Genomic DNA, 19,041 nt, shown 5'->3' on the forward strand with positions numbered 1-19,041 from the left:
CCCGACCGACCCCCGCACCCGCCCCCGGCCGCATGCCCACCCGAGACGAACGGAACCCCCCGTCCATGACCCAGCAGATCCGCCGCGTGCTCGTCCGCTCCTTCGAGGACATCGTCATCGAGCGGGTGCCCGCCCCCGTCGCCCAGGACGACGAACTCCTGGTGCGTACCACGGTCGTCGGAGTGTGCGGCTCCGACACCCATGCCGCGGCCGGACACCATCCGTTCATCGACCTGCCCTACCGCCCCGGCCACGAGGCGGTCGGCGTGGTGGTCGCCACGGGCAGGGGGGTCGGGGACTTCGCCCCCGGCGACCGGGTGATCGTCGAACCGAACCTGTACTGCGGACGGTGCCCCCAGTGCCGCTCCGGCCGCTACAACATCTGCCAGGAGCTGAAGGTCTTCGGCTGCCAGACACCCGGTGCCCTGGCCGACCTCTTCACCATCCCGGCCCGCCGGGTCCACCGCGTCCCCGACGGCATGACCGACCTCCAGGCCGTCCTCGTCGAGCCACTGGCCACCCCGGTGCACGCCGTGGCCAAGGCCGGTGACCTCACCGGCCGCACCGTCGCCGTCCTGGGCGCCGGACCCATCGGGCTGCTCACCGTCGTCGCCGCCCGGCACGCGGGCGCTGCCCGGATCGCCGTCACCGAACTGCTGGAGAGCAAGAGGGCCAGGGCATTGCGCCTGGGCGCCGACGTGGCCCTCCCCGCCGGCGCCCCCGATCTGGTCGACCGGGCCCACGAGGCGCTCGGCGGCCCGGTCGACGTCGTCTTCGACTGCGTGGCCCGCGGGCAGTCCATGGCCCAGGCCACCGACATGGTGGCCAAGGGCGGCCACATCGTCGTGGTGGGCGTGGGCGCCGCCGGCACCACCCCGGTCCGCCTCGACCTGGTACAGGACCGGGAGATCCGCATCGAGGGCACCCTGATGTACACCGCCGAGGACTACCGCACCGCCATGTCCCTCATCGCCTCCGGCGCGGTCGACACCGCCGAGCTCGTCACCGCCACGTTTCCCCTGGAGGACGCGGCCATGGCCTTCTCCGCCTCCCTCGACCTGGAGCAGGTCAAGGTGCTGGTCACCGCGGACGGTGCGGTTGGCGTGGACGGCCGGTAGGCATGGACGGCCGGTAGGCATGGACGGCCGGTAGGCATGGACGGCCGGTAGGCATGGGCGGCCGGTAGGCATGGACGGCCGGTAGGCATGGAGGGCTGATGGACGGACGTGGCCGGTCCGGTGGGCATGGGCGGTCCGGTAGGCGGGCGCGGTCCGGTAGGCGGGGGCGCCGGTGCGCACCTCGTCGACGCACGTACGGTCGCGGCCGGGAGCCGGATTGGCCCCGGCCGCGACCGGCCCGTGCACGGGACGTCCCGTGTGCGAGACTGCGAATCCGGAGCCACCCGACCGCGCTGCGGCCCGCAGCGCCACGAGGGAAGCGATCCGCCCCGCGGCGGGCCGCCCAGGACCGGAGGGGAAGGAGGGGCCGCTGTGCCCGCCCGAACGAGACCGTCGCAGGCCGCTGTCGAGGAGCGGCGACAGGCCGTTCTGAGCTACGTCGCCGAACACGGCGAGACCCGCATCGACGACCTCGCCCGGCACTTCGACGTGAGCCTGATGACGATGCACCGGGACCTGGACGACCTCGCGGGGCGCCACCTGCTCCGCAAGGAGCGCGGACGTGCCGTCGCCTTCCCCGCCCTCACCATGGAGACCGCCACCCGCTTCCGGGAGAACACCGCCCTCGCGGCAAAGAACGCGTTGTGCGCGGCCGCCGCCGACCGGATCAGGCCGGGCAGCACGGTACTGATGGACGACTCGACCACGCTCTTCCCCCTGGTGCCCGCGCTGGCCCGGCTCGACCAGCTCACCGTCGTCACCAACTCGGTCGGCCTGGCCCAGCACCTCGGGTCGGCGCCCGGGGTGAACGTCACGCTGCTCGGCGGTCGCTACCGCGGCGACTTCAACTCCTGCACCGGTCCTGCCGTCACCCGCGCGCTCTCCCAGATCCACGCGGACCTCGCCCTGATGTCCGCCACCGCCGTCCTGGACGGCCGGCTCTTCCACCCCCTGAACGACTACGTCGAAGTGAAGCTGGCCATGCTCGCCTCCGCGGAGCGGGCGCTGCTTCTGGTCGACCACTCGAAGTTCGGCAAGACCGCCACGTACGCCTACGGCACCGTGGCCGACTACCACACCGTCCTCACCGACACCGGCACCCCCGACACGGAACTCGCGGCCATCCGTGAACTGGGCGTACCGGTCGAGACGGTCGAGCCCGAAGAACCCTCCCCATGATCCACACCCTGTTCGAGACGCCGAGTTCCTACCGCCCCACCGAGGCCGAGACGGCGGCACCCGTGCCACGGGTCGAGGCCGTGCTGTTCGACTTCAGCAACACCGTCTTCCGGATGATCGGCCTGGAGACGTGGCTGCACCGGGTCGGCGCCGCCGCCGGCCGCCTCGGCCTGCTGGAGAAGCCCGGCGCCGTGGCCGTGATCTCCGGGCAGCTGCGCGACGCCTTCCGGCTGCCCTCCGTCGTCGCCCTCCAGGAAGGCCGTGACCTCTCCCCCGAGCGGCACCGCCGTGCCATGCACGGCTGGTGGGAGCGGGTGGACTTCCTGCGCGGCGTGCAGGAGGCGGCCTACCGCGAACTCACCCGACCGGACGCCTGGGCCCCTTTCCCGGACACCGAACCGGTGCTGCGCGCCCTGCGCGACCGGGGACTGCGCATCGGTATCGTCAGCGACTTCGCCTGGGACCTGCGCACGCACCTCGCCCACCACGGGCTGGATGCCCTGGTGGACAGCTGCGTCATCTCCTGTGAACAGGGCCGGGAGAAGCCCGACCCCGAGCTGTTCCTGAAAGCCTGCGCCGACCTGGGCGCGGAGCCCCGCGCCACGCTCATGGTCGGCGACAATCCGGTCCGCGACGGCGGCGCCACCGCCTGCGGGCTGCGGACCTACATCCTGCCGGCCGAGGACCGCACCGGTGAGCGCGGCCTGGCGGACGTCCTCCGGCTCGTCGGCTGACCGGCGGCCGTCCGCGGGAGGCACCCGCGGCACGGCCCCGCCGCACGCCCTACAGGTCGACCTCCTGCATCAGCATGCCGACCTCCGTGTTGGACAGACGGCGCAGCCAGCCGGACTTCTGGTCCCCGAGGGTGATGGGCCCGAAGGCGGTGCGGACCAGCTTGTCGACCGGGAAACCGGCCTCCGCCAGCATGCGGCGCACGATGTGCTTGCGGCCCTCGTGCAGGGTGACCTCGACGAGGTAGTTCTTGCCGGTCTGCTCCACCACCCGGAAGTGGTCCGCGCGTGCGTAGCCGTCCTCCAGCTGGATGCCGTCCTTGAGCTTCTTGCCCAGGTCGCGCGGGATCGGACCGACGATGTGCGCGAGATAGGTCTTCTTCACGCCGTACTTCGGGTGGGTCAGCCGGTGCGCCAGCTCACCGTGGTTGGTGAGCAGGATGACGCCCTCGGTCTCCGTGTCCAGCCGGCCGACGTGGAAGAGCCGCGTCTCGCGGTTGGTGACGTAGTCACCGAGGCACTGGCGCCCCTCCGGGTCCTCCATCGTGGAGACGACACCGGCGGGCTTGTTCAGCGAGAAGAACTGGTACGACTGCGTGGCCACCGTCAGGCCGTCGACCTTGACCTCGTCCGTCTCCGGGTCGACCCGGCGGCCCTGCTCCAGGACGATCTCGCCGTTGACCTCGACGCGGGCCTGCTCGATCAGCTCCTCGCAGGCGCGCCGGGAACCGTAGCCCGCGCGCGCGAGCACCTTCTGCAGCCGCTCGCCCTCCTGCTCGGCGCCCGGGAAGGTCTTGGGCAGCTTGATGTCCTTCTTGCCGGCGTACCGCTGCCGGTTGCGCTCCTCGACCCGCGCCTCGTACTCGCGCGAGCGCGCCGGAGCCGTACCGCCCCGGCCACCCTGCTGGGACTGCTGGGGCTGCTGGGGCTGCTTGGGGCCGCCCTTGGCGCCGCCGCGGGCCGCGCCGCCGCGCCCGGACTTCGGGCCGTCCTTCGTGGCGCCGGGGCCCACGTCGTAGCGGCGCTCCTCGGGGCGGGGCTTGCGGGGGCGGCCCTGCCCCTGCTTGTCGTCCCTGTCGTTGCCGGCACCGCGGTAGTTCCCGCGCCCGCCGTGTCCGCCGTTCCTGCCGCTGCTTCGCATCAAAGTTCCGTCTGGTCGTCTGCGTCGTTGGTACCCGGGATGCCCGGGGCGCCCGGCGCATCGTCAGGCGCGTCCGGGTCGAACGACGGCACCCCCTCCTGGGTCTCGGCCTCGATCGCCTCCGCCTCCGGGAGGAAGGGCGCGAGCTCCGGGAGCTCGTCCAGACCGCGCAGGCCCATCCGCTCCAGGAAGTAGTTCGTCGTCCTGTACAGGATCGCACCTGTTTCGGGTTCCGTGCCCGCCTCCTCGACCAGACCGCGCTGGAGCAGGGTGCGCATGACGCCGTCGCAGTTCACTCCGCGTACGACCGAGACCCGGCTGCGGCTGACCGGCTGACGGTAGGCGACCACCGCGAGGGTCTCCAGGGCGGCCTGGGTGAGCCGGGCCTGCTGGCCGTCCAGCACGAAGCCCTCGACGGCGGCGGCGTACTCGGGCCGGGTGTAGAAGCGCCAGCCGCCGGCGATGAGCCTGAGCTCGAAACCGCGGCCCTGCACGGTGTACTCGTCGGCGAGTTCCTGCAGCGCGTCCGCGATCTGCCGCCGGGGCCGCTGGAGTATCTTCGCCAGCTGTTCCTCGGTCGCGGGCTCGTCCACGACCATGAGGACGGCCTCCAGGGCCGGCTTGAGGTCGAGGTCGGCGACGGTGCGCAGCCCGGCCGGTACCTCGGTGGTCTCCTCGCTCACGCCATCTCCTCCTTCGGCTGCTCGGACTGCTCGGACTGCTTGGACCGCTTGGACTCCTCGGGCTGCTCGGGCGGCCGGTCGAACTCGTCGGTCACCCTCGGCGTCTCGTTCCCGTCCCCGCCCGTCCAGCGCACGGTCAGCTCGCCCAGCGCCGTCTCCTGGTCCAGCGCCACGGCCTTCTCCCGGTACAGCTCGAGGAGGGCCAGGAAGCGGGCGACGACGGTGAGGGTGTCGTCGGTGTCCTCCACCAGTGCGCGGAAGCTGGCCTCGCCCAGCTCCCTGAGCCGCGCGACGACGATCCCGGCCTGTTCCTGCACGCTGACCAGGGGCGCGTGGATGTGGTCGACGTACACCTGCGGCTTCGGCCTGGGCTGCATCGCCTTGACCGCGAGCCGGGCGAAGCCCTCCGCGCCGATGCTGATGACGACCTCGGGCAACAGCTCGGCGTGGTGGGGTTCCAGACCGACGGTGCGGGGGTGGCGCCGGGCCTCCGCGTCGAGGCGGTGGCTGAAGATGTCGGCGACCTGCTTGTACGCGCGGTACTGCAGCAGCCGTGCGAACAGCAGGTCCCGGGCCTCGAGGAGCGCCAGGTCGGCCTCGTCCTCCACCTCGGCGGCGGGCAGCAGCCGGGCCGCCTTCAGGTCGAGCAGCGTGGCCGCCACGACCAGGAACTCGGTCGTCTCGTCCAGGTCCCAGTCGGGTCCCATGGCCCGGATGTGCGCCATGAACTCGTCGGTGACCTTCGACAGCGCGACCTCGGTGACGTCCAGCTTGTGCTTCGAGATCAGCTGGAGGAGCAGGTCGAAGGGGCCCTCGAAGTTGGCCAGGCGGACCTTGAAGACACCGTCGTCGCTCTCCGCGGCGGCCCGGGCGCCGGCGCCCGGCTCACGCACCGCCCCGGGCTCGGACGACGACGAGGGAGCCGCTGCGGGCTCCGGCTCCGGCACGGGAGCGGTGACGTCGGGCTCGGCACGTACGACTTCCGGCTCGGCACGTACGACCCCGGTCTCAGCCCCTACGACCCCGGGCTCGGCCCACACGGCCTCGGACTCGGCACGTACAACCGCGGGCTCGACCCCTACGACCCCGGTCTCAGCCCCTACGACCCCGGGCTCGGCCCACACGGCCTCGGGCTCGGCGCGTACGACCTCGGGCTTCGGCGATGCAGTCCCGGGCTCGGGCCGCTCCTGGGCCTGCGGCTCGGCGGCCGGCGGCGCGGCCGCGGGTGCCGGAGCCGTCCCGGGACCCCGTCCCAGGGCACGCCGGCGGCCGGCGGTGGAGCCGGGGCCGGAGGCGGGAGAGTCGTTCGAGGTCATGGCCCCCGCAGGCTACCGCTACCGCCCGCGCAGCCGTCGTACGAGGATGCTGGCGTCCCCGCGGGTCTCCAGATCGGCGAGCACGACGGCGACCGCCTCGCGGACGATCCGCCCGCGGTCGACGGCCAGTCCGTGCTCGCCCCGGAGCACCAGGCGCGCGTGCTCCAGGTCCATGAGTTCCTCGGCGGAGACGTACACCGTGATCTTCTCGTCGTGCCGTTCCCGTCCGCTGGGCCGGCGCGCCGCGGCCCGCCCGCGCTTGCGCTGCTGAGCCTGCGGCTGGGCGGCGGCAGAACCTTCCTGCGCCGCCTGGCGCCGCCCGGCGCGCTCCCCGGCCGCCCCGCGGCTGCGCGACTCGCCGGCGTCGGCCGGTTCGGCGTCGGCCGCGACGTGCTCCGCGCCCTCGCCGTCGCCGCCCTGGGCCGGCACCGCCTGCGGGGCGTCCTCCGACGCGGCGGCCGCCGCGTCGCTCTCCCCCGCGGGAGCGGGCACCCGGGCCTCGCCGTTGGCCTGGCGCCGGGGAGTGGACGGCTGGAGCGCCGTTCCCCCTGTCGTACGGAACAGTTCGTCGGCCCCCGGCAGACTCACTCGGCGTGACACCGGGCGAGCACCTCCCTGGCGAGCTGGCGATAGGCGGCGGCACCGACGGAGTTGGAGGCGTACGTGGTGATCGGCTCACCGGCGACGGTGGTCTCCGGGAAGCGGACCGTGCGGCCGATGACCGTGTGGTAGACGTGATCGTCGAACGCCTCGACGACACGCGCGAGCACCTCGCGGCTGTGCACGGTGCGGGAGTCGTACATCGTGGCCAGGATGCCGTCGAGTTCCAGCTCCGGGTTGAGCCGCTCCTGGACCTTCTCGATGGTCTCGGTCAGCAGCGCGACACCTCGCAGCGCGAAGAACTCGCACTCCAGCGGCACGATCACCTTGTGCGCGGCGGTGAGGGCGTTGACCGTGAGCAGGCCGAGCGAGGGCTGACAGTCGATCACGATGTAGTCGTAGTCGGGCAGCAGCGGCTTGAGCGCGCGCTGGAGCGTCGACTCGCGCGCGACCTCGCTCACCAGCTGGACCTCGGCGGCCGACAGGTCGATGTTGCTGGGCAGCAGGTCCATGTTGGGGACCGCGGTCTTCAGCAGGACCTCGTCCGCCGACATGCCCCGCTCCATGAGCAGGTTGTAGACGGTGAGGTCGAGCTCCATCGGGTTGACGCCCAGACCCACCGACAGCGCGCCCTGCGGGTCGAAGTCCACGAGCAGCACCCGGCGGCCGTACTCCGCGAGTGCGGCACCCAGGTTGATGGTCGACGTCGTCTTGCCGACGCCGCCCTTCTGGTTGCACATCGCGATGATCTTCGCGGGGCCGTGATCGGTGAGCGGACCCGGGATCGGGAAGTAGGGCAGCGGGCGTCCGGTCGGGCCGATGCGCTCGCGGCGCTGGCGGGCCGCGTCGGGCGCGAGCGTGGCCGCGTACTCGGGGTCGGGCTCGTACTCGGCGTCGGGGTCGTAGAAGTGCCCGTCGGGCAGTTCGTCGTAGTCGGCGAAGTGGTTGTGGGGCGCGCCACTTCCGTCGCCGGCCATGGCGTTCACGTGATGGCCATCCATGCTCTGGTGTGCTGGCTGGGTCACCTCAGGGTTCGGGTGACTCTGGTGGGCTGCGAAGGTGCGCACAGCAACGGAGCCGACAGCCTCGAATCCCGCGGAGCCCTGGCCCCGTGCCGGCATTCCTGGTTGACCACCCCCGGGAGAAAATGTCGACTCATTCACAAGTCGTCTTACCTCCTTGGTGACCAGGAAACTTCTAGACAGGTCAGCGTGGCACCATGCCGACGGTTGGCGACTCTATGGCGTGTCGGCGGTCCGCAGCAACACAATCCGCCGGACCCGGCCCGATGTGTCGGCAATGAAACATCCCTCTGTCAAGGGCGTACGACCGTCGCACGGCAGGTTTCAGCGGTGCGTGAATCGGTCGAAGGGTTACGTTCGAGGCGAGTTGACCGAGCGTGGCGAAGTGACCATACACACACCCGGCCGGACCTTGTCGGGCAAGGTCCGGCCGGGCGCGTTCTGTTGACGACACATGTTGACGTATCGCCTTTTACTCACTGATGACTTGGCCGACGCCCCGGTCGGCGGCCCGGCCGGGACTCAGCCGAGGAGGGTTTCCAGCTCCACGTGGTCCAGGCCGTGCGCCTCGGCGACCTCCTTGTAAACCACCTTGCCGTCATGGGTGTTGAGGCCCTTGGCCAGCGCGGAGTCGCGGCGCAGCGCCTCCACCCAGCCGTTGTTGGCGAGCGAGACGATGTACGGCAGCGTCGCGTTGGTCAGCGCGTAGGTGGAGGTGTTGGGCACCGCGCCGGGCATGTTGGCGACGCAGTAGAAGACCGACTCGTGGACCTTGAAGGTCGGCTCGGCGTGCGTGGTCGGGCGGGAGTCCTCGAAGCAACCACCCTGGTCGATCGCGATGTCGACAAGAACACTTCCCGCCTTCATCCGGGACACCAGCTCGTTGGTGACCAGCTTCGGGGCCTTGGCACCCGGGATGAGGACGGCACCGACGACGAGGTCGGCCTCGAGGCATGCCTTCTCCAGCTCGAAGGTGTTGGAGACGACCGTCTGGATCTTCGTACCGAAGATCTTGTCGGCCTCCTTGAGCTTGTTGATGTCCTTGTCGAGCAGGGTGACGTGGAAGCCCAGGCCGATGGCGATCTGCGCGGCGTTCCAGCCGGAGACGCCACCGCCGATGATGACGGCCTTGCCGGCCGGCACACCCGGGACACCGCCCGGCAGCACACCCCGGCCGCCGGCCGCGGCCATCAGGTGGTAGGCGCCGACCTGCGGGGCCAGACGGCCGGCCACCTCGGACATCGGCGCCAGCAGCGGCAGCGCGCGGTTGGGCAGCTCGACGGTCTCGTAGGCGATCGCCGTGGTGCCGGACTCCAGCAGGGCGTCCGTGCACTCCTTGGCGGCGGCCAGGTGCAGGTAGGTGAAGAGGATCTGGTCCTTCCGGAGGCGGTGGTACTCCTCGGCGATGGGCTCCTTGACCTTCAGCAGGAGGTCGGCGGCGGCCCAGACCTCGTCGGCGGTGTCCAGGATCTGCGCACCGGCGGAGATGTACTCCTCGTCCGGGATCGAGGAACCGACGCCGGCGTTCCGCTCGACGACGACCTGGTGGCCGTTGCGCACCAGCTCGTGCACGCCGGCGGGGGTGATGGCCACCCGGAACTCGTTGTTCTTGACCTCGCGGGGGATGCCGACCTTCACGTCGATCACGGTCCTTGGCTCAGGGAATGTGGGGCAATACAAGACGTACCCCGGCATGCGCGGGCATACCAGGAGACACCGCAGGAGAACGAGCGGCAGAGCCAGTTTAATGAAGGCGTTGTCCCTGTCTAGCCTTTCATTGCATCAATCTTCAGCCGATGCACTGCGGATTTCGCAGGCTTCAGGGTGGTGTTTCGGCCCGATGACCTCCTCGGCCCGCTCGTCGGTCCCCTGCAGCTCGTCTCCCAGCATGCGCTCGGCCGCCCCGCGGTGCAGACGCGCGGCCGTCGCGTCGCCCAGCCGCTCCAGGGTGTCCGCCAGCCGCAGCTGCAGCGCGGCCTGCAGTCGGACGTCCCCGGCGCGGCGCGCCCACTCGACGGCCTCCTGGCAGGTGCGCAGCGACTCCGCGGGCCGCCCCGCGTACTCCTGGACCCGGGCGATTTCGCTCAACGCCCGCGCGTGGGCGGGAACATCACCCATCTTCCGGTGCGCTGCCACGGCCGCCCGCCAGTTGCGCAGCGCCTCGCCGTAGCGGCCCGCGTAGGTGTGCGCGGTGGCGATACGGCCGTACAGCCGGGCGGCGTCCGCGCGCTCCCCGCGGGCGAGGCGCTGGGCGAGGGCCCGGCCGAACCAGTCGGCGGCCCGGTCGTAGTCCCCGAGCTCCAGGTGCGCGCCGCCTACGGATTCCATCGCGCGGCCGGTCGCGTAGGGGTCGTTCGCCTCCCGGCCGGCGTCCAGTGCCGCCCGGTAGCGCACCAGCGCCTCCGCCGTCCGGCCGGTCCGGGCGTCGACGTCGGCGAGGTTCAGCAGGGCGGCGGCCTTCTCCCGGGGCAGTTGCCGCCGCTCGGCCACGTCCAGGACGAGGCGGTGGATGCCGTACAGGTCGCCGGCGGCGGCCTGGGTGCCGACGTGGGCGACCAGAGCCCGTACGAGCTGGGACATCAGGCGGCGGGCCACGGTGTCCAGCTCCCCGTCGGCGACCGCCAGCCGGGCGGCGGCGAGCAGGGCGGGCCGGCGGTCCTCCAGCCAGTCGGCGGCGGCCCGCGGGGTCGAAAAGCGCAGGGCGGGCGGCAGCTGCTTCAGCTTCTCGCGGGTCTCCGGGCTGTCGGTCTCGGTGATCGCACGGCAGGACTGCAGCAGGCGCACGTTCCGCTCCAGCATCCGCGCCCGGGCCAGCTGCAGCTCGGCGGGGCGGTCCTGGGTCCCGGCGAGCCTGCGCAGCAGCGGATGCAGGCACCCGGGGACCTCGTAGCGCGGCAGCCGCGAGGAAACGGCGTGCAGCAGGCCGAGGGCGACGAAGTCGTCCAGGGTGGCTCGGGCGGCGTCGACGGAGCAGCCGGCCAGCGCGGAGGCGGTGTGCGGGTCGACGTCGCCGGCCGGGGCGAGGGAGAGCAGCCGCAGTATCCGGGCGGCCGGAGCCGGCAGGGAGTCGTGGACGAGCCGGAGGACCCGGCCGAGCGGTGTGCCGTCGTCGGGGTCGGCGTGCAGGCGCTTGGCGAGGTCGGAGACGGCCGCCTGCGGGCGGGCCGCCAGCCAGCCGCCGGCCAGGCTGAGTGTGGCGGGGTGGCACTGGCACACCTCGACGAGGCTCTCGGCTGCGCGCGGGTCCACGGTGATGCGGACCGGGTCGATGCGCGTGGCCAGCAGCTCCACCGCGGATTTGGTGTCCAGGCCGCCCAGGGTGCACGGCCGGACGTCCGCGATCCCGGTGAGCGGGCCCTCGGCGACCGCGACGACCAGGCAGTCGGCGTTGTCCGGCAGCAGCGCGTCGACCTGCCCGGCATCCGCCGCGTCGTCGAGCAGGAGCAGTGTGCGCCGGCCGACGAGAGCGGTCCGCACGGCCTCGGCCAGGTCGTCCTCGCAGGCACCGGGCGGCGTCGGCAGCCCCAGGGCGGTGAGCAGGGCGCGCGCGGCGCCCTCGACCGGCACGGGCGTCCCGTCGGGTTCGGTGAGCCGGGCGCGCAGCACGCCGTCCGGATAGCGGTGCGCGACCTGCCGTACCAGCTTCCCGGCGAGCGCGCTGCGGCCGGAACCGGGCCTGCCCGCGATGAGCAGCACGCGCGCGCGGGGAGCCTTCCGGCCGGAGATCGTGTCGAGGCCGGCGCGCTCGATGTCGGCGCGCAGTTCCTTCAACTCCCGTGTGCGGCCGAGGAAGAGGCGCTCCGTGGCCGCCCGGACCCGGTCGTCCCGCGGCAGGTTCACGCCACCTGCGTCCACCGCCTGATCCGTCACGGGCCACGCTCCCGTCCCACCGCACGCGCAAGCCCGCCGGGACTCCGGTGCGGGCGCTTCCAGAGCCTAGTTCACGCTCTGCGACGATCCCGGAGGAGCACGGCGGACACATCGCCCGATCGGATCAGGCGATGGTCACACCGCAAGCGCAAACGGCGGGGTTCACGACTCGAAGGGGCGGGCCGGCCACGGCGCCTGAGCCGGGCGCAGCGCGTCCAGACCGTCCGTCCGTTCTGCCGCGACCAGCGAGAGAACGCCCACGACCAGACAGTTGTTGTGCAGCTCGCCCGCGAGCGCGCCCCGCACCACTTCCTCGATCGGCACCCGGGCGATCTCCAGGTCCGTCTCCTCGTGCTCGGCCTCGAAGCGCTCGCCGACCACCTCGGACAGGCCGCGGGCGAGGAAGATCCGCACCGCCTCGTCGCAGCCGCCGGGCGTGGTGTACACATCGACCAGGACCCGCCAGTCCTCGGCCTTGACGTGCGCCTCCTCGTACAGCTCCCGCTGGGCGGCGTGCAGCGGGTTCTCACCGGGCACGTCGAGCAGGCCGGCCGGGATCTCCCACAGCTTCTGCCGCACGGGGTGCCGGTACTGGCGGATGACCAGGACCCGGCCCTCGCCGTCCAGCGCGAGCACCGCCACCGAACCGGGGTGCACCTGGTAGTCACGGCGGACCACCGAGCCGTCGGGCATGACCACCTCGTCCGTCCGGACGGAGGTCTTGTTGCCCACGAAGGGGGTCTCCGTCGCGCGGATCTCCCATTCCTCGGGGGTGTCCTTGATCGTCATGCCCTGTCCTTCCACGTGCACAAAAGAAACCGGGGTGCTCACCTTTTGAAGGTATGCACCCCGGCCACCGTACAACTGGTGTGTTACTTCGAATTCTTCAGCGCGTCCTCTTGCTGCTGCCGCTGCACGGCCGCCTTCACGAGCCCGGCGAACAGCGGGTGCGGACGGGTCGGGCGGGAGCGCAGCTCGGGGTGCGCCTGGGTGGCGACCAGGTACGGGTGGACGTCCCGCGGGTACTCGACGTACTCGACGAGCTTGCCGTCCGGCGAGGTGCCGGAGAAGGTGATGCCCGCCTTCTTCTCCAGCTCGGCGCGGTAGGCGTTGTTCACCTCGTAGCGGTGGCGGTGGCGCTCCTCGACGTACTCCTTGCCGTCGTAGACCTCGCGCACGATCGAACCCTCGGCCAGCTTGGCCGGGTACATGCCCAGGCGCATCGTTCCGCCCATGTCGCCCTCGCCGGCCACGATGTCCAGCTGTTCGGCCATCGTGGAGATCACCGGGTGGGCGGTGGCGGGGTCGAACTCGGTGGAGTTGGCGTCGGCGATGTCGGCGAGGTTGCGCGCGGCCTCGATCACGATGCACTGCAGGCCCAGGCACAGGCCGAGCAGCGGAATCCGGTTCTCGCGGGCGTAGCGGATGGCGCCGACCTTGCCGAGCACACCGCGGTCGCCGAAGCCGCCGGGGATGCAGATGCCGTCGACGTCGGCGAGCTGCTCCTTGGCACCGGCCGGGGTCTTGCAGTCGTCGGAGGTGACCCACTTGATCTTCACCCGGGCCCTGTTGGCGAAGCCGCCGGCGCGCAGCGCCTCGGTCACCGACAGGTAGGCGTCCGGCAGGTCGATGTACTTGCCGACCAGGGCGAGGGTGATCTCGTGGTCGGGCTTGTGGACACGGTCGAGCAGGTCGTCCCAGGTCGTCCAGTCCACGTCACGGAAGGGCAGGTCGAGCTTGCGCACCACGTAGGCGTCCAGGCCCTCGGAGTGCACGACCTTCGGGATGTCGTAGATGGAGCGGGCGTCGGGACAGGCGACCACGGCGGCCTCGTCGACGTCGCACATCAGCGAGATCTTGCGCTTGATCGCGGTCGGCACCTCGCGGTCGCAGCGCAGGACGATGGCGTCCGGCTGGATGCCGATGTTGCGCAGGGCCGCGACCGAGTGCTGGGTGGGCTTGGTCTTCAGCTCGCCGGAGGGGCCGATGTAGGGCAGCAGCGAGATGTGCACCACGAAGACGTTGTCCCGGCCGACCTCGTGCCGCACCTGGCGGACCGTCTCCAGGAACGGCAGCGACTCGATGTCGCCGACCGTGCCGCCGACCTCGGTGATCACCACGTCCACCTCGTCGGTGGCCATGCGCCGGATGCGGTGCTTGATCTCGTTGGTGATGTGCGGGATGACCTGCACCGTGTCGCCCAGGTACTCGCCGCGCCGCTCCTTGGCGATCACCGTCGAGTAGACCTGGCCTGTGGTGACATTGGCGGTGCCGTCCAGGTCACGGTCGAGGAACCGCTCGTAGTGTCCGATGTCCAGGTCCGTCTCGGCGCCGTCGTTGGTGACGAACACCTCACCGTGCTGGAAGGGGTTCATCGTGCCCGGGTCGACATTCAGGTACGGGTCGAGCTTCTGCATCACGACGCGCAGGCCCCGGGCCTTGAGCAGCATGCCGAGGCTGGAGGCGGTGAGGCCCTTGCCGAGCGAGGAGGCGACACCCCCGGTGACGAAGATGTGCTTGGTCGTCGTGGCTGTGCTGTTACGAAAAGCAGCGGGCGGCATGGCCAAGAGGGAGCTCCCGTGGTCGCGATCTGTCGTGCGGTGCGGCTGTCCGGCCCGGGGATCCCGGGTCGTCCGGGTTGTCGCCCGGAGGTGCCGTCGCTGCGGTTCGGGGGTTTCGAGCCCACCGGTCCACGGGCTACCAGGGTATCAGCGCCGGACGGGGATGGCTTCCGGCCACGCTCCGCGCACACGTCGCCACGCGTGCGGATCCATGACCGCTCTCCCACCCGTGGCTCACCCGTTCGGCGCAGGTGCGTTGTCCGGAGCGGCACACACATCATCTACGTGCGTCGTATCCTGCTCGGACACTCGCTGCCGAGCCCGGCCGGCAACACGGCACCACCCCCGCCCGTACGCACCGGAACAACGAGAGCTCGTCAGTTCGTTGAGCAAGGGTTGTCGTTCTGCCTCACGGCTGATCGGCGGTTCGGATTCACCGCTCAACGACGCATTACAACGACCCCTTGACCGCACTAGCGACCGCCCCCATGCGGGGTGACGTGGCCGTTCGACTGGAGTTGCACGTGGCCGGGCGCATCGAAGACTACGCACTCATCGGAGACATGCAGACCGCAGCACTGGTCTGCCGGGACGGGACAGTCGACTGGCTGTGCCTGCCCCGCTTCGACTCGCATGCCATCTTCGCCGGTCTGCTGGGCACGGAAGAACACGGTTTCTGGCGCCTGGGGCCGGCCCACGCACCCGAGGCGGAGCCGCCCGTGGCCGCCCGGCGCAGCTACCGGGGCGACTCTCTGATCCTGGAGTCGGAGTGGGACACCCCGCGCGGCACGGTCCGCGTGACCGATTTCATGCCGCCGCGCGACGGCGCCCCGCAGCTGATCCGCATCGTGGAGGGCGTTACGGGCCGGGTGCCCATGCGCTCGGAGCTGCGCATGCGGTTCTCCTACGGCCGGGTGGTGCCGTGGGTGCACAAGCACGAGGGGCGCACGGTCGCGGTGGCGGGTCCGGACTCCGTGTGGTTCGACACATCGGCGGAGACCTACGGCAAGGCGTTGACGACGTACGCGGACTTCACGGTCGCTCCGGGTGACCGGATCGCGTTCACCATCTCGTGGCAGCCCTCGCACCGGGAGCCGCCGCCGCTGCCGGAGCCGGAGCAGTCGCTGGAGGCGACGGAGGACTTCTGGCGCGAGTGGGTCGCGCACTGTACGTACCACGGTCCCTACCGCGAGGCCGTGATCCGCTCCCTGATCACCCTGAAGGCGCTGACCTATGCCCCGACGGGCGGCATCGTCGCCGCCCCCACCACGTCGCTGCCGGAGGACGTCGGGGGCGTCCGCAACTGGGACTACCGCTACACATGGCTGCGCGACGCGGCGATCACCCTGTCGTCGCTGCTGCGCACCGGCTACCGCGAGGAGGCCCGCGCCTGGCGCGAGTGGCTGCTGCGGGCCGTCGCCGGTGACCCGGACAACCTGCAGATCATGTACGGCATCGCCGGCGAGCGCGAGCTCGGCGAGGCGGAGCTGGACTGGCTGCCCGGCTACGAGGGCTCGGCGCCGGTCCGGGTCGGCAACGGCGCCGCGCACCAGCTCCAGCTCGACGTGTACGGCGAGGTCACCGAGGCCCTGCACCTGGCCCACATGACCGGCCTGGCCCGCAGCGACTACGCCTCCCTGCTCCAGCTCAAGCTGATCCGCTACCTGGAGCAGCACTGGGACGAGCCGGACGAGGGCATCTGGGAGGTGCGCGGCCCGCGCCGCCACTTCGTGCACTCCAAGGTCATGGCCTGGGTGGCCGTGGACCGCACGATCAAGCTCATCGAGTCGGGCGACGTCGACGGCCCGCTGGACCGGTGGCGGCAGCTTCGTGACGACATCCACCGGGACGTGTGCGAGAAGGGCTACGACAAGGAGCGCAACACCTTCACGCAGTCCTACGGCTCCCGGGAACTGGACGCGTCCTTGCTGCTGATCCCGCAGATGGGCTTCCTCCCGCCGGACGACAAACGCGTGATCGGCACGATCGAGGCGATCCAGCGAGAGCTGTCCACCCCGGACGGGTTCATCCTGCGCTATCCGACCTCGGGCGGCGACGAAGGCGTCGACGGCCTCCCTGGCGACGAAGGCGCCTTCCTCGCCTGCTCGTTCTGGATGGCCGACGACCTGGCGATGATCGGCCGCGTCGACGAGGCGCGCAAGCTCTTCGAGAGGCTGCTGTCGCTGCGCAACGACCTGGGCCTGCTGGCCGAGGAGTGGGACCCGCGCCTGCAGCGCCAGGTGGGCAACTTCCCGCAGGCCTTCAGCCACGTGCCGCTGATCGACACGGCACTGCGCCTGACGGCGTCGGGGGCGTACGGAGGCTGAGTGCATGTGGGATCCCGTTCCCCGTGTCGGATTCGGCGCGGGGATGTCGTAGCCGTGTCGGATACGACAGGTGAGCGGGATTCATGCCTCTGACTCAAGTAGTTCCCCTCTTCGTGTACCGGACCGTCCCGGTCGTCATCACGCAGACGACCGGGGCATGCCCACGGCGTTCGGTGGCCGATCAGGCCGCCGTGGAGAACGCGAGGTGGGGTCCGGTGAGCACGACAGATCTGGCTGCGTCGGTACAGGTGAGTGTCCGGCAGGCCGACGAGTGTGTGGTGGAGGACTGGGAGTGGGCGTCCGCGCCACTCGATCTCCTTCGGCACGCACAGCCGTGGCGGACGTTCCGCTGGTACAAGGGCCAGCAGCACCACTCGGGGACGTACTGGGCGGCGACGGTACGCGACCACGTGATCTACGAGTCGCGGCTGGAGCTGGCCCGGCTGCTGTTCGCGGACTTCGCCCCGGACGTCCGGCACGTCGTCGCTCAGCCATTCCTGCTCAAGGCCGTGGTCGAGGGCAGGCTGCGGCGGCACACCCCGGACTATCTGCTGCTGACCGATGACGGGCCGGTGGTCGTGGATGTCAAGCCGCGTCATCGACTGGAACGGCCGAAGGTCGCGTTCACGTGCGCGTGGACTCGTCGTGAGCATCCCTTCACCTCTGCGCCCCCTCCTCAGCCACCTCCTGGCACAGAGCGCCCAGGAGACCTGCGCAGCCCAGATCCACACCGCCACCGGCATCCCGTTCAACACCGTCCATGAGCAGCTCAAGCGCATGGAAGCAGCCGGCTGGCTCACAAGCCGCCTCGAAACCCGTGCCGAACGGCCAAGCTCCGCACGCCGACGCACCTACTACTCACTTACCGCTGCGGCACACCAAGCCATGGCCCACGATCCCCATGCCGCACTCATGGCTGAGGAAAACCGCAGCACCACGGGACAAAACCAACGACACAGAGGTGGGACCGATACGTGAAACCCCAGGGCAGGAGGATCTCGCTATACGCCAGTTGCCCTCCGAGCTGCCTACACGACAGATGAATTCGGTTGCGGCGGGACCGGGCAGCCCGGTGAGCTACCTACATGAACGGTGCCACGGAGCAGGCGCAACGGGCGAGGTCAGGAAGAGACCGCAGGGTCACCATGCATCCGCCTCCGTGGCACAGGGCGGGGGTGCTTGCGGCCCTGATGCTGGCCGCCTTCACCCTCAACACCGCGGAAAGCCTGCCGATCGGCCTCCTGGAGCTCATCTCCGAAAGCCTCCGGGTGTCAGTGTCAGCGGTCGGTCTCCTGGTCACCGGTTACGGCGTGACAGTGGCCGTCGCGTCATTACCGCTCGCCTATGTCATGCGGGCCGTGCCCCGACGTCATGTGCTCACCGGACTACTGGCCGCGCTGGTCGTGTCCAGCCTGGTTGCAGCGCTGGCCACCTCCTACTGGGTGCTCCTCTTCGCGCGGCTGCTGACCGCGCTCGCCCAAGCGTTGTTCTGGGCCGTGATGGGGCCGGTCGCGGTGGGCCTGTTCGCGCCCGAGGTCCGTGGACGTGTGGTCGGAGCGCTGTCCGTCGCCGGTTCGCTCGCCCTCGTGCTCGGTGTTCCCGCCGGGACCTGGCTGGGCCAGCAGAGCGACTGGCAGGTGCCCATCGCCTTGCTCGCGGCTCTCGGACTTGTCTCTCTGGTGACCATCGCCGTCCTGCTGCCCACCTCCCGTCCGGAAGAGGAGAACGCCGCCTACGGAACCAGTCCCGACGTCCGCCGGTTCGGGATCGTTCTGGCGGCCGGGACCTTATCCGCTACTGGGGCCTTCGCGGGATACACCTACGTCGTCAGGTTCCTGGGCGACGTGAGCGGGTTCTCCTCAAGCACGGTCAGTGCCCTGTTCGTGGCTTTCGGGGTTGCGTGTCTGGCCGGCGTGAGCATCACCGGGGCTCTGCTGGACCGCTTTCCGCAAGCCGCACTGACCACTGCCGTTGCTACGCAGGCGGTGGGCATGCTCGGTCTGTATGCGGTCGGCACCGAGCCGGTGGCAGCGGTGGTGTTCCTGGCACTGATGGGCAGTGCACTCGGGCCGGTGTTCATGACCACCCAGAACGCGATGCTGCATTGCGCACCGGGCCGCACAGATATCGCACTCGCGGCGAACTCCGGCTCATACAACGCCGGCATCGCAGCGGGCGCCGCGCTCGGCGGACTGGTCCTGCCGCTCGCCGGCGTGCGGGGCACCTTCCTCGTCGGCGGGCTACTGACCGTCGGAGCCTGCGCCGTACTGCTTGGCGGGCGGCTGCTGCGGCTTTTCGGATCGGAGTCCGCCGGTTAGAGCCGCCGTCACTGGGCGGCCGGTGCTGCTTCCCGTCCGCTGAGGAAAACGACGCTGAGACGGGGGAGACGGGACTGCACCGCCGACACGACCGCGGAATCAAGCCGCGAAAACACAGGTCATTCCATCTCCGGAGGACACGGCTCACCGAACCCACAGTGCACTCCCAGGGCCC

At 70.8% G+C, this 19,041-nt stretch carries 15 protein-coding genes; 6 read left to right on the forward strand and 9 right to left on the reverse strand.

Translation table 11 applies throughout. The features are described from left to right. The first annotated feature begins 65 nt into the window (after positions 1-65). The 3 genes from AB0A61_RS33970 (at position 66) to AB0A61_RS33980 (ending at position 3,031) form a co-directional block, all read left to right on the forward strand. Positions 66-1,118 carry an alcohol dehydrogenase catalytic domain-containing protein gene (locus tag AB0A61_RS33970; RefSeq protein ID WP_361301128.1) on the forward strand — a complete coding sequence of 351 codons (1,053 nt, stop codon included), beginning with the start codon at positions 66-68 and terminating at the stop codon, positions 1,116-1,118. A gap of 372 nt (positions 1,119-1,490) precedes the next feature. Continuing rightward, complete coding sequence (locus tag AB0A61_RS33975) at positions 1,491-2,297, forward strand: DeoR/GlpR family DNA-binding transcription regulator (RefSeq protein WP_361301131.1); 807 nt, start codon at positions 1,491-1,493, stop codon at positions 2,295-2,297. Beyond that, positions 2,294-3,031, forward strand: coding sequence for an HAD-IA family hydrolase (locus tag AB0A61_RS33980; protein WP_361301134.1), 738 nt, complete (start codon positions 2,294-2,296; stop codon positions 3,029-3,031). The genes AB0A61_RS33975 and AB0A61_RS33980 overlap by 4 nt, the downstream gene beginning before the upstream one ends. Before the next feature lie 49 nt (positions 3,032-3,080). Here AB0A61_RS33980 and AB0A61_RS33985 read toward each other — a convergent pair whose 3' ends face one another. The 9 genes from AB0A61_RS33985 to AB0A61_RS34025 form a co-directional block, all read right to left on the reverse strand. Then, the gene (locus AB0A61_RS33985; RefSeq protein ID WP_361301137.1) at positions 3,081-4,169 is read right to left on the reverse strand and encodes a pseudouridine synthase; all 1,089 of its coding nucleotides are present in this window, start codon (positions 4,167-4,169) and stop codon (positions 3,081-3,083) included. Continuing rightward, complete coding sequence (gene scpB / locus AB0A61_RS33990) at positions 4,169-4,852, reverse strand: SMC-Scp complex subunit ScpB (protein WP_361301140.1); 684 nt, start codon at positions 4,850-4,852, stop codon at positions 4,169-4,171. Before scpB ends, AB0A61_RS33985 begins: the two co-directional genes overlap by 1 nt. Beyond that, positions 4,849-6,168: a segregation/condensation protein A gene (locus AB0A61_RS33995; RefSeq protein ID WP_361301143.1), complete on the reverse strand. Its 1,320-nt coding sequence runs from the start codon at positions 6,166-6,168 to the stop codon at positions 4,849-4,851. The genes scpB and AB0A61_RS33995 overlap by 4 nt, the downstream gene beginning before the upstream one ends. An 18-nt stretch (positions 6,169-6,186) precedes the next feature. Then, positions 6,187-6,768 (reverse strand): hypothetical protein, encoded by a 582-nt coding sequence (locus AB0A61_RS34000; protein WP_361301146.1) that lies wholly within the window; start codon positions 6,766-6,768, stop codon positions 6,187-6,189. After that, on the reverse strand, positions 6,753-7,889 hold the full coding sequence (locus AB0A61_RS34005; RefSeq protein WP_361301149.1) for a ParA family protein: 1,137 nt from the start codon (positions 7,887-7,889) through the stop codon (positions 6,753-6,755). Before AB0A61_RS34005 ends, AB0A61_RS34000 begins: the two co-directional genes overlap by 16 nt. Positions 7,890-8,312: 423 nt before the next feature. Beyond that, positions 8,313-9,437 carry an alanine dehydrogenase gene (ald, locus tag AB0A61_RS34010; RefSeq protein WP_361301152.1) on the reverse strand — a complete coding sequence of 375 codons (1,125 nt, stop codon included), beginning with the start codon at positions 9,435-9,437 and terminating at the stop codon, positions 8,313-8,315. Between the two features lie 135 nt (positions 9,438-9,572). Then, on the reverse strand, positions 9,573-11,660 hold the full coding sequence (locus AB0A61_RS34015) for a tetratricopeptide repeat protein (RefSeq protein ID WP_361301154.1): 2,088 nt from the start codon (positions 11,658-11,660) through the stop codon (positions 9,573-9,575). Positions 11,661-11,822: 162 nt separating this feature from the next. After that, positions 11,823-12,449 carry an NUDIX hydrolase gene (locus AB0A61_RS34020; protein WP_361301157.1) on the reverse strand — a complete coding sequence of 209 codons (627 nt, stop codon included), beginning with the start codon at positions 12,447-12,449 and terminating at the stop codon, positions 11,823-11,825. Positions 12,450-12,532: 83 nt separating this feature from the next. Further along, positions 12,533-14,221: a CTP synthase gene (locus tag AB0A61_RS34025; RefSeq protein WP_361301205.1), complete on the reverse strand. Its 1,689-nt coding sequence runs from the start codon at positions 14,219-14,221 to the stop codon at positions 12,533-12,535. Positions 14,222-14,745: 524 nt separating this feature from the next. Between AB0A61_RS34025 and AB0A61_RS34030 the strand changes: the two genes are divergently transcribed. The 3 genes from AB0A61_RS34030 (at position 14,746) to AB0A61_RS34040 (ending at position 18,866) form a co-directional block, all read left to right on the forward strand. Next, a complete protein-coding gene (locus AB0A61_RS34030; protein ID WP_361301208.1) occupies positions 14,746-16,548 on the forward strand; it encodes a glycoside hydrolase family 15 protein in 1,803 nt (600 codons plus the stop codon). 215 nt (positions 16,549-16,763) lie between these two features. After that, the gene (locus AB0A61_RS34035; RefSeq protein WP_361301160.1) at positions 16,764-17,312 is read left to right on the forward strand and encodes a TnsA-like heteromeric transposase endonuclease subunit; all 549 of its coding nucleotides are present in this window, start codon (positions 16,764-16,766) and stop codon (positions 17,310-17,312) included. A 426-nt stretch (positions 17,313-17,738) separates the two neighbouring features. Further along, the gene (locus AB0A61_RS34040) at positions 17,739-18,866 is read left to right on the forward strand and encodes an MFS transporter (protein ID WP_361301163.1); all 1,128 of its coding nucleotides are present in this window, start codon (positions 17,739-17,741) and stop codon (positions 18,864-18,866) included. The last annotated feature ends 175 nt before the right edge of the window (positions 18,867-19,041 follow it).

Origin of the sequence: Streptomyces sp. NPDC046197, assembly GCF_040646295.1 — a bacterium.
Lineage (GTDB): Bacteria > Actinomycetota > Actinomycetes > Streptomycetales > Streptomycetaceae > Streptomyces.

What these genes read in the sequence shown, in the direction of transcription:
- AB0A61_RS34040 (WP_361301163.1), top strand. Translation starts at nt 17,739, where the DNA reads ATGCTGGCCGCCTTCACCCTCAACACCGCGGAAAGCCTGCCGATCGGC.
- AB0A61_RS33985 (WP_361301137.1), bottom strand. Translation starts at nt 4,169, where the DNA reads ATGCGAAGCAGCGGCAGGAACGGCGGACACGGCGGGCGCGGGAACTAC.
- AB0A61_RS34025 (WP_361301205.1), bottom strand. Translation starts at nt 14,221, where the DNA reads ATGCCGCCCGCTGCTTTTCGTAACAGCACAGCCACGACGACCAAGCAC.
- AB0A61_RS33970 (WP_361301128.1), top strand. Translation starts at nt 66, where the DNA reads ATGACCCAGCAGATCCGCCGCGTGCTCGTCCGCTCCTTCGAGGACATC.
- AB0A61_RS34005 (WP_361301149.1), bottom strand. Translation starts at nt 7,889, where the DNA reads ATGCCGGCACGGGGCCAGGGCTCCGCGGGATTCGAGGCTGTCGGCTCC.
- AB0A61_RS34020 (WP_361301157.1), bottom strand. Translation starts at nt 12,449, where the DNA reads ATGACGATCAAGGACACCCCCGAGGAATGGGAGATCCGCGCGACGGAG.
- AB0A61_RS33980 (WP_361301134.1), top strand. Translation starts at nt 2,294, where the DNA reads ATGATCCACACCCTGTTCGAGACGCCGAGTTCCTACCGCCCCACCGAG.
- AB0A61_RS33995 (WP_361301143.1), bottom strand. Translation starts at nt 6,168, where the DNA reads ATGACCTCGAACGACTCTCCCGCCTCCGGCCCCGGCTCCACCGCCGGC.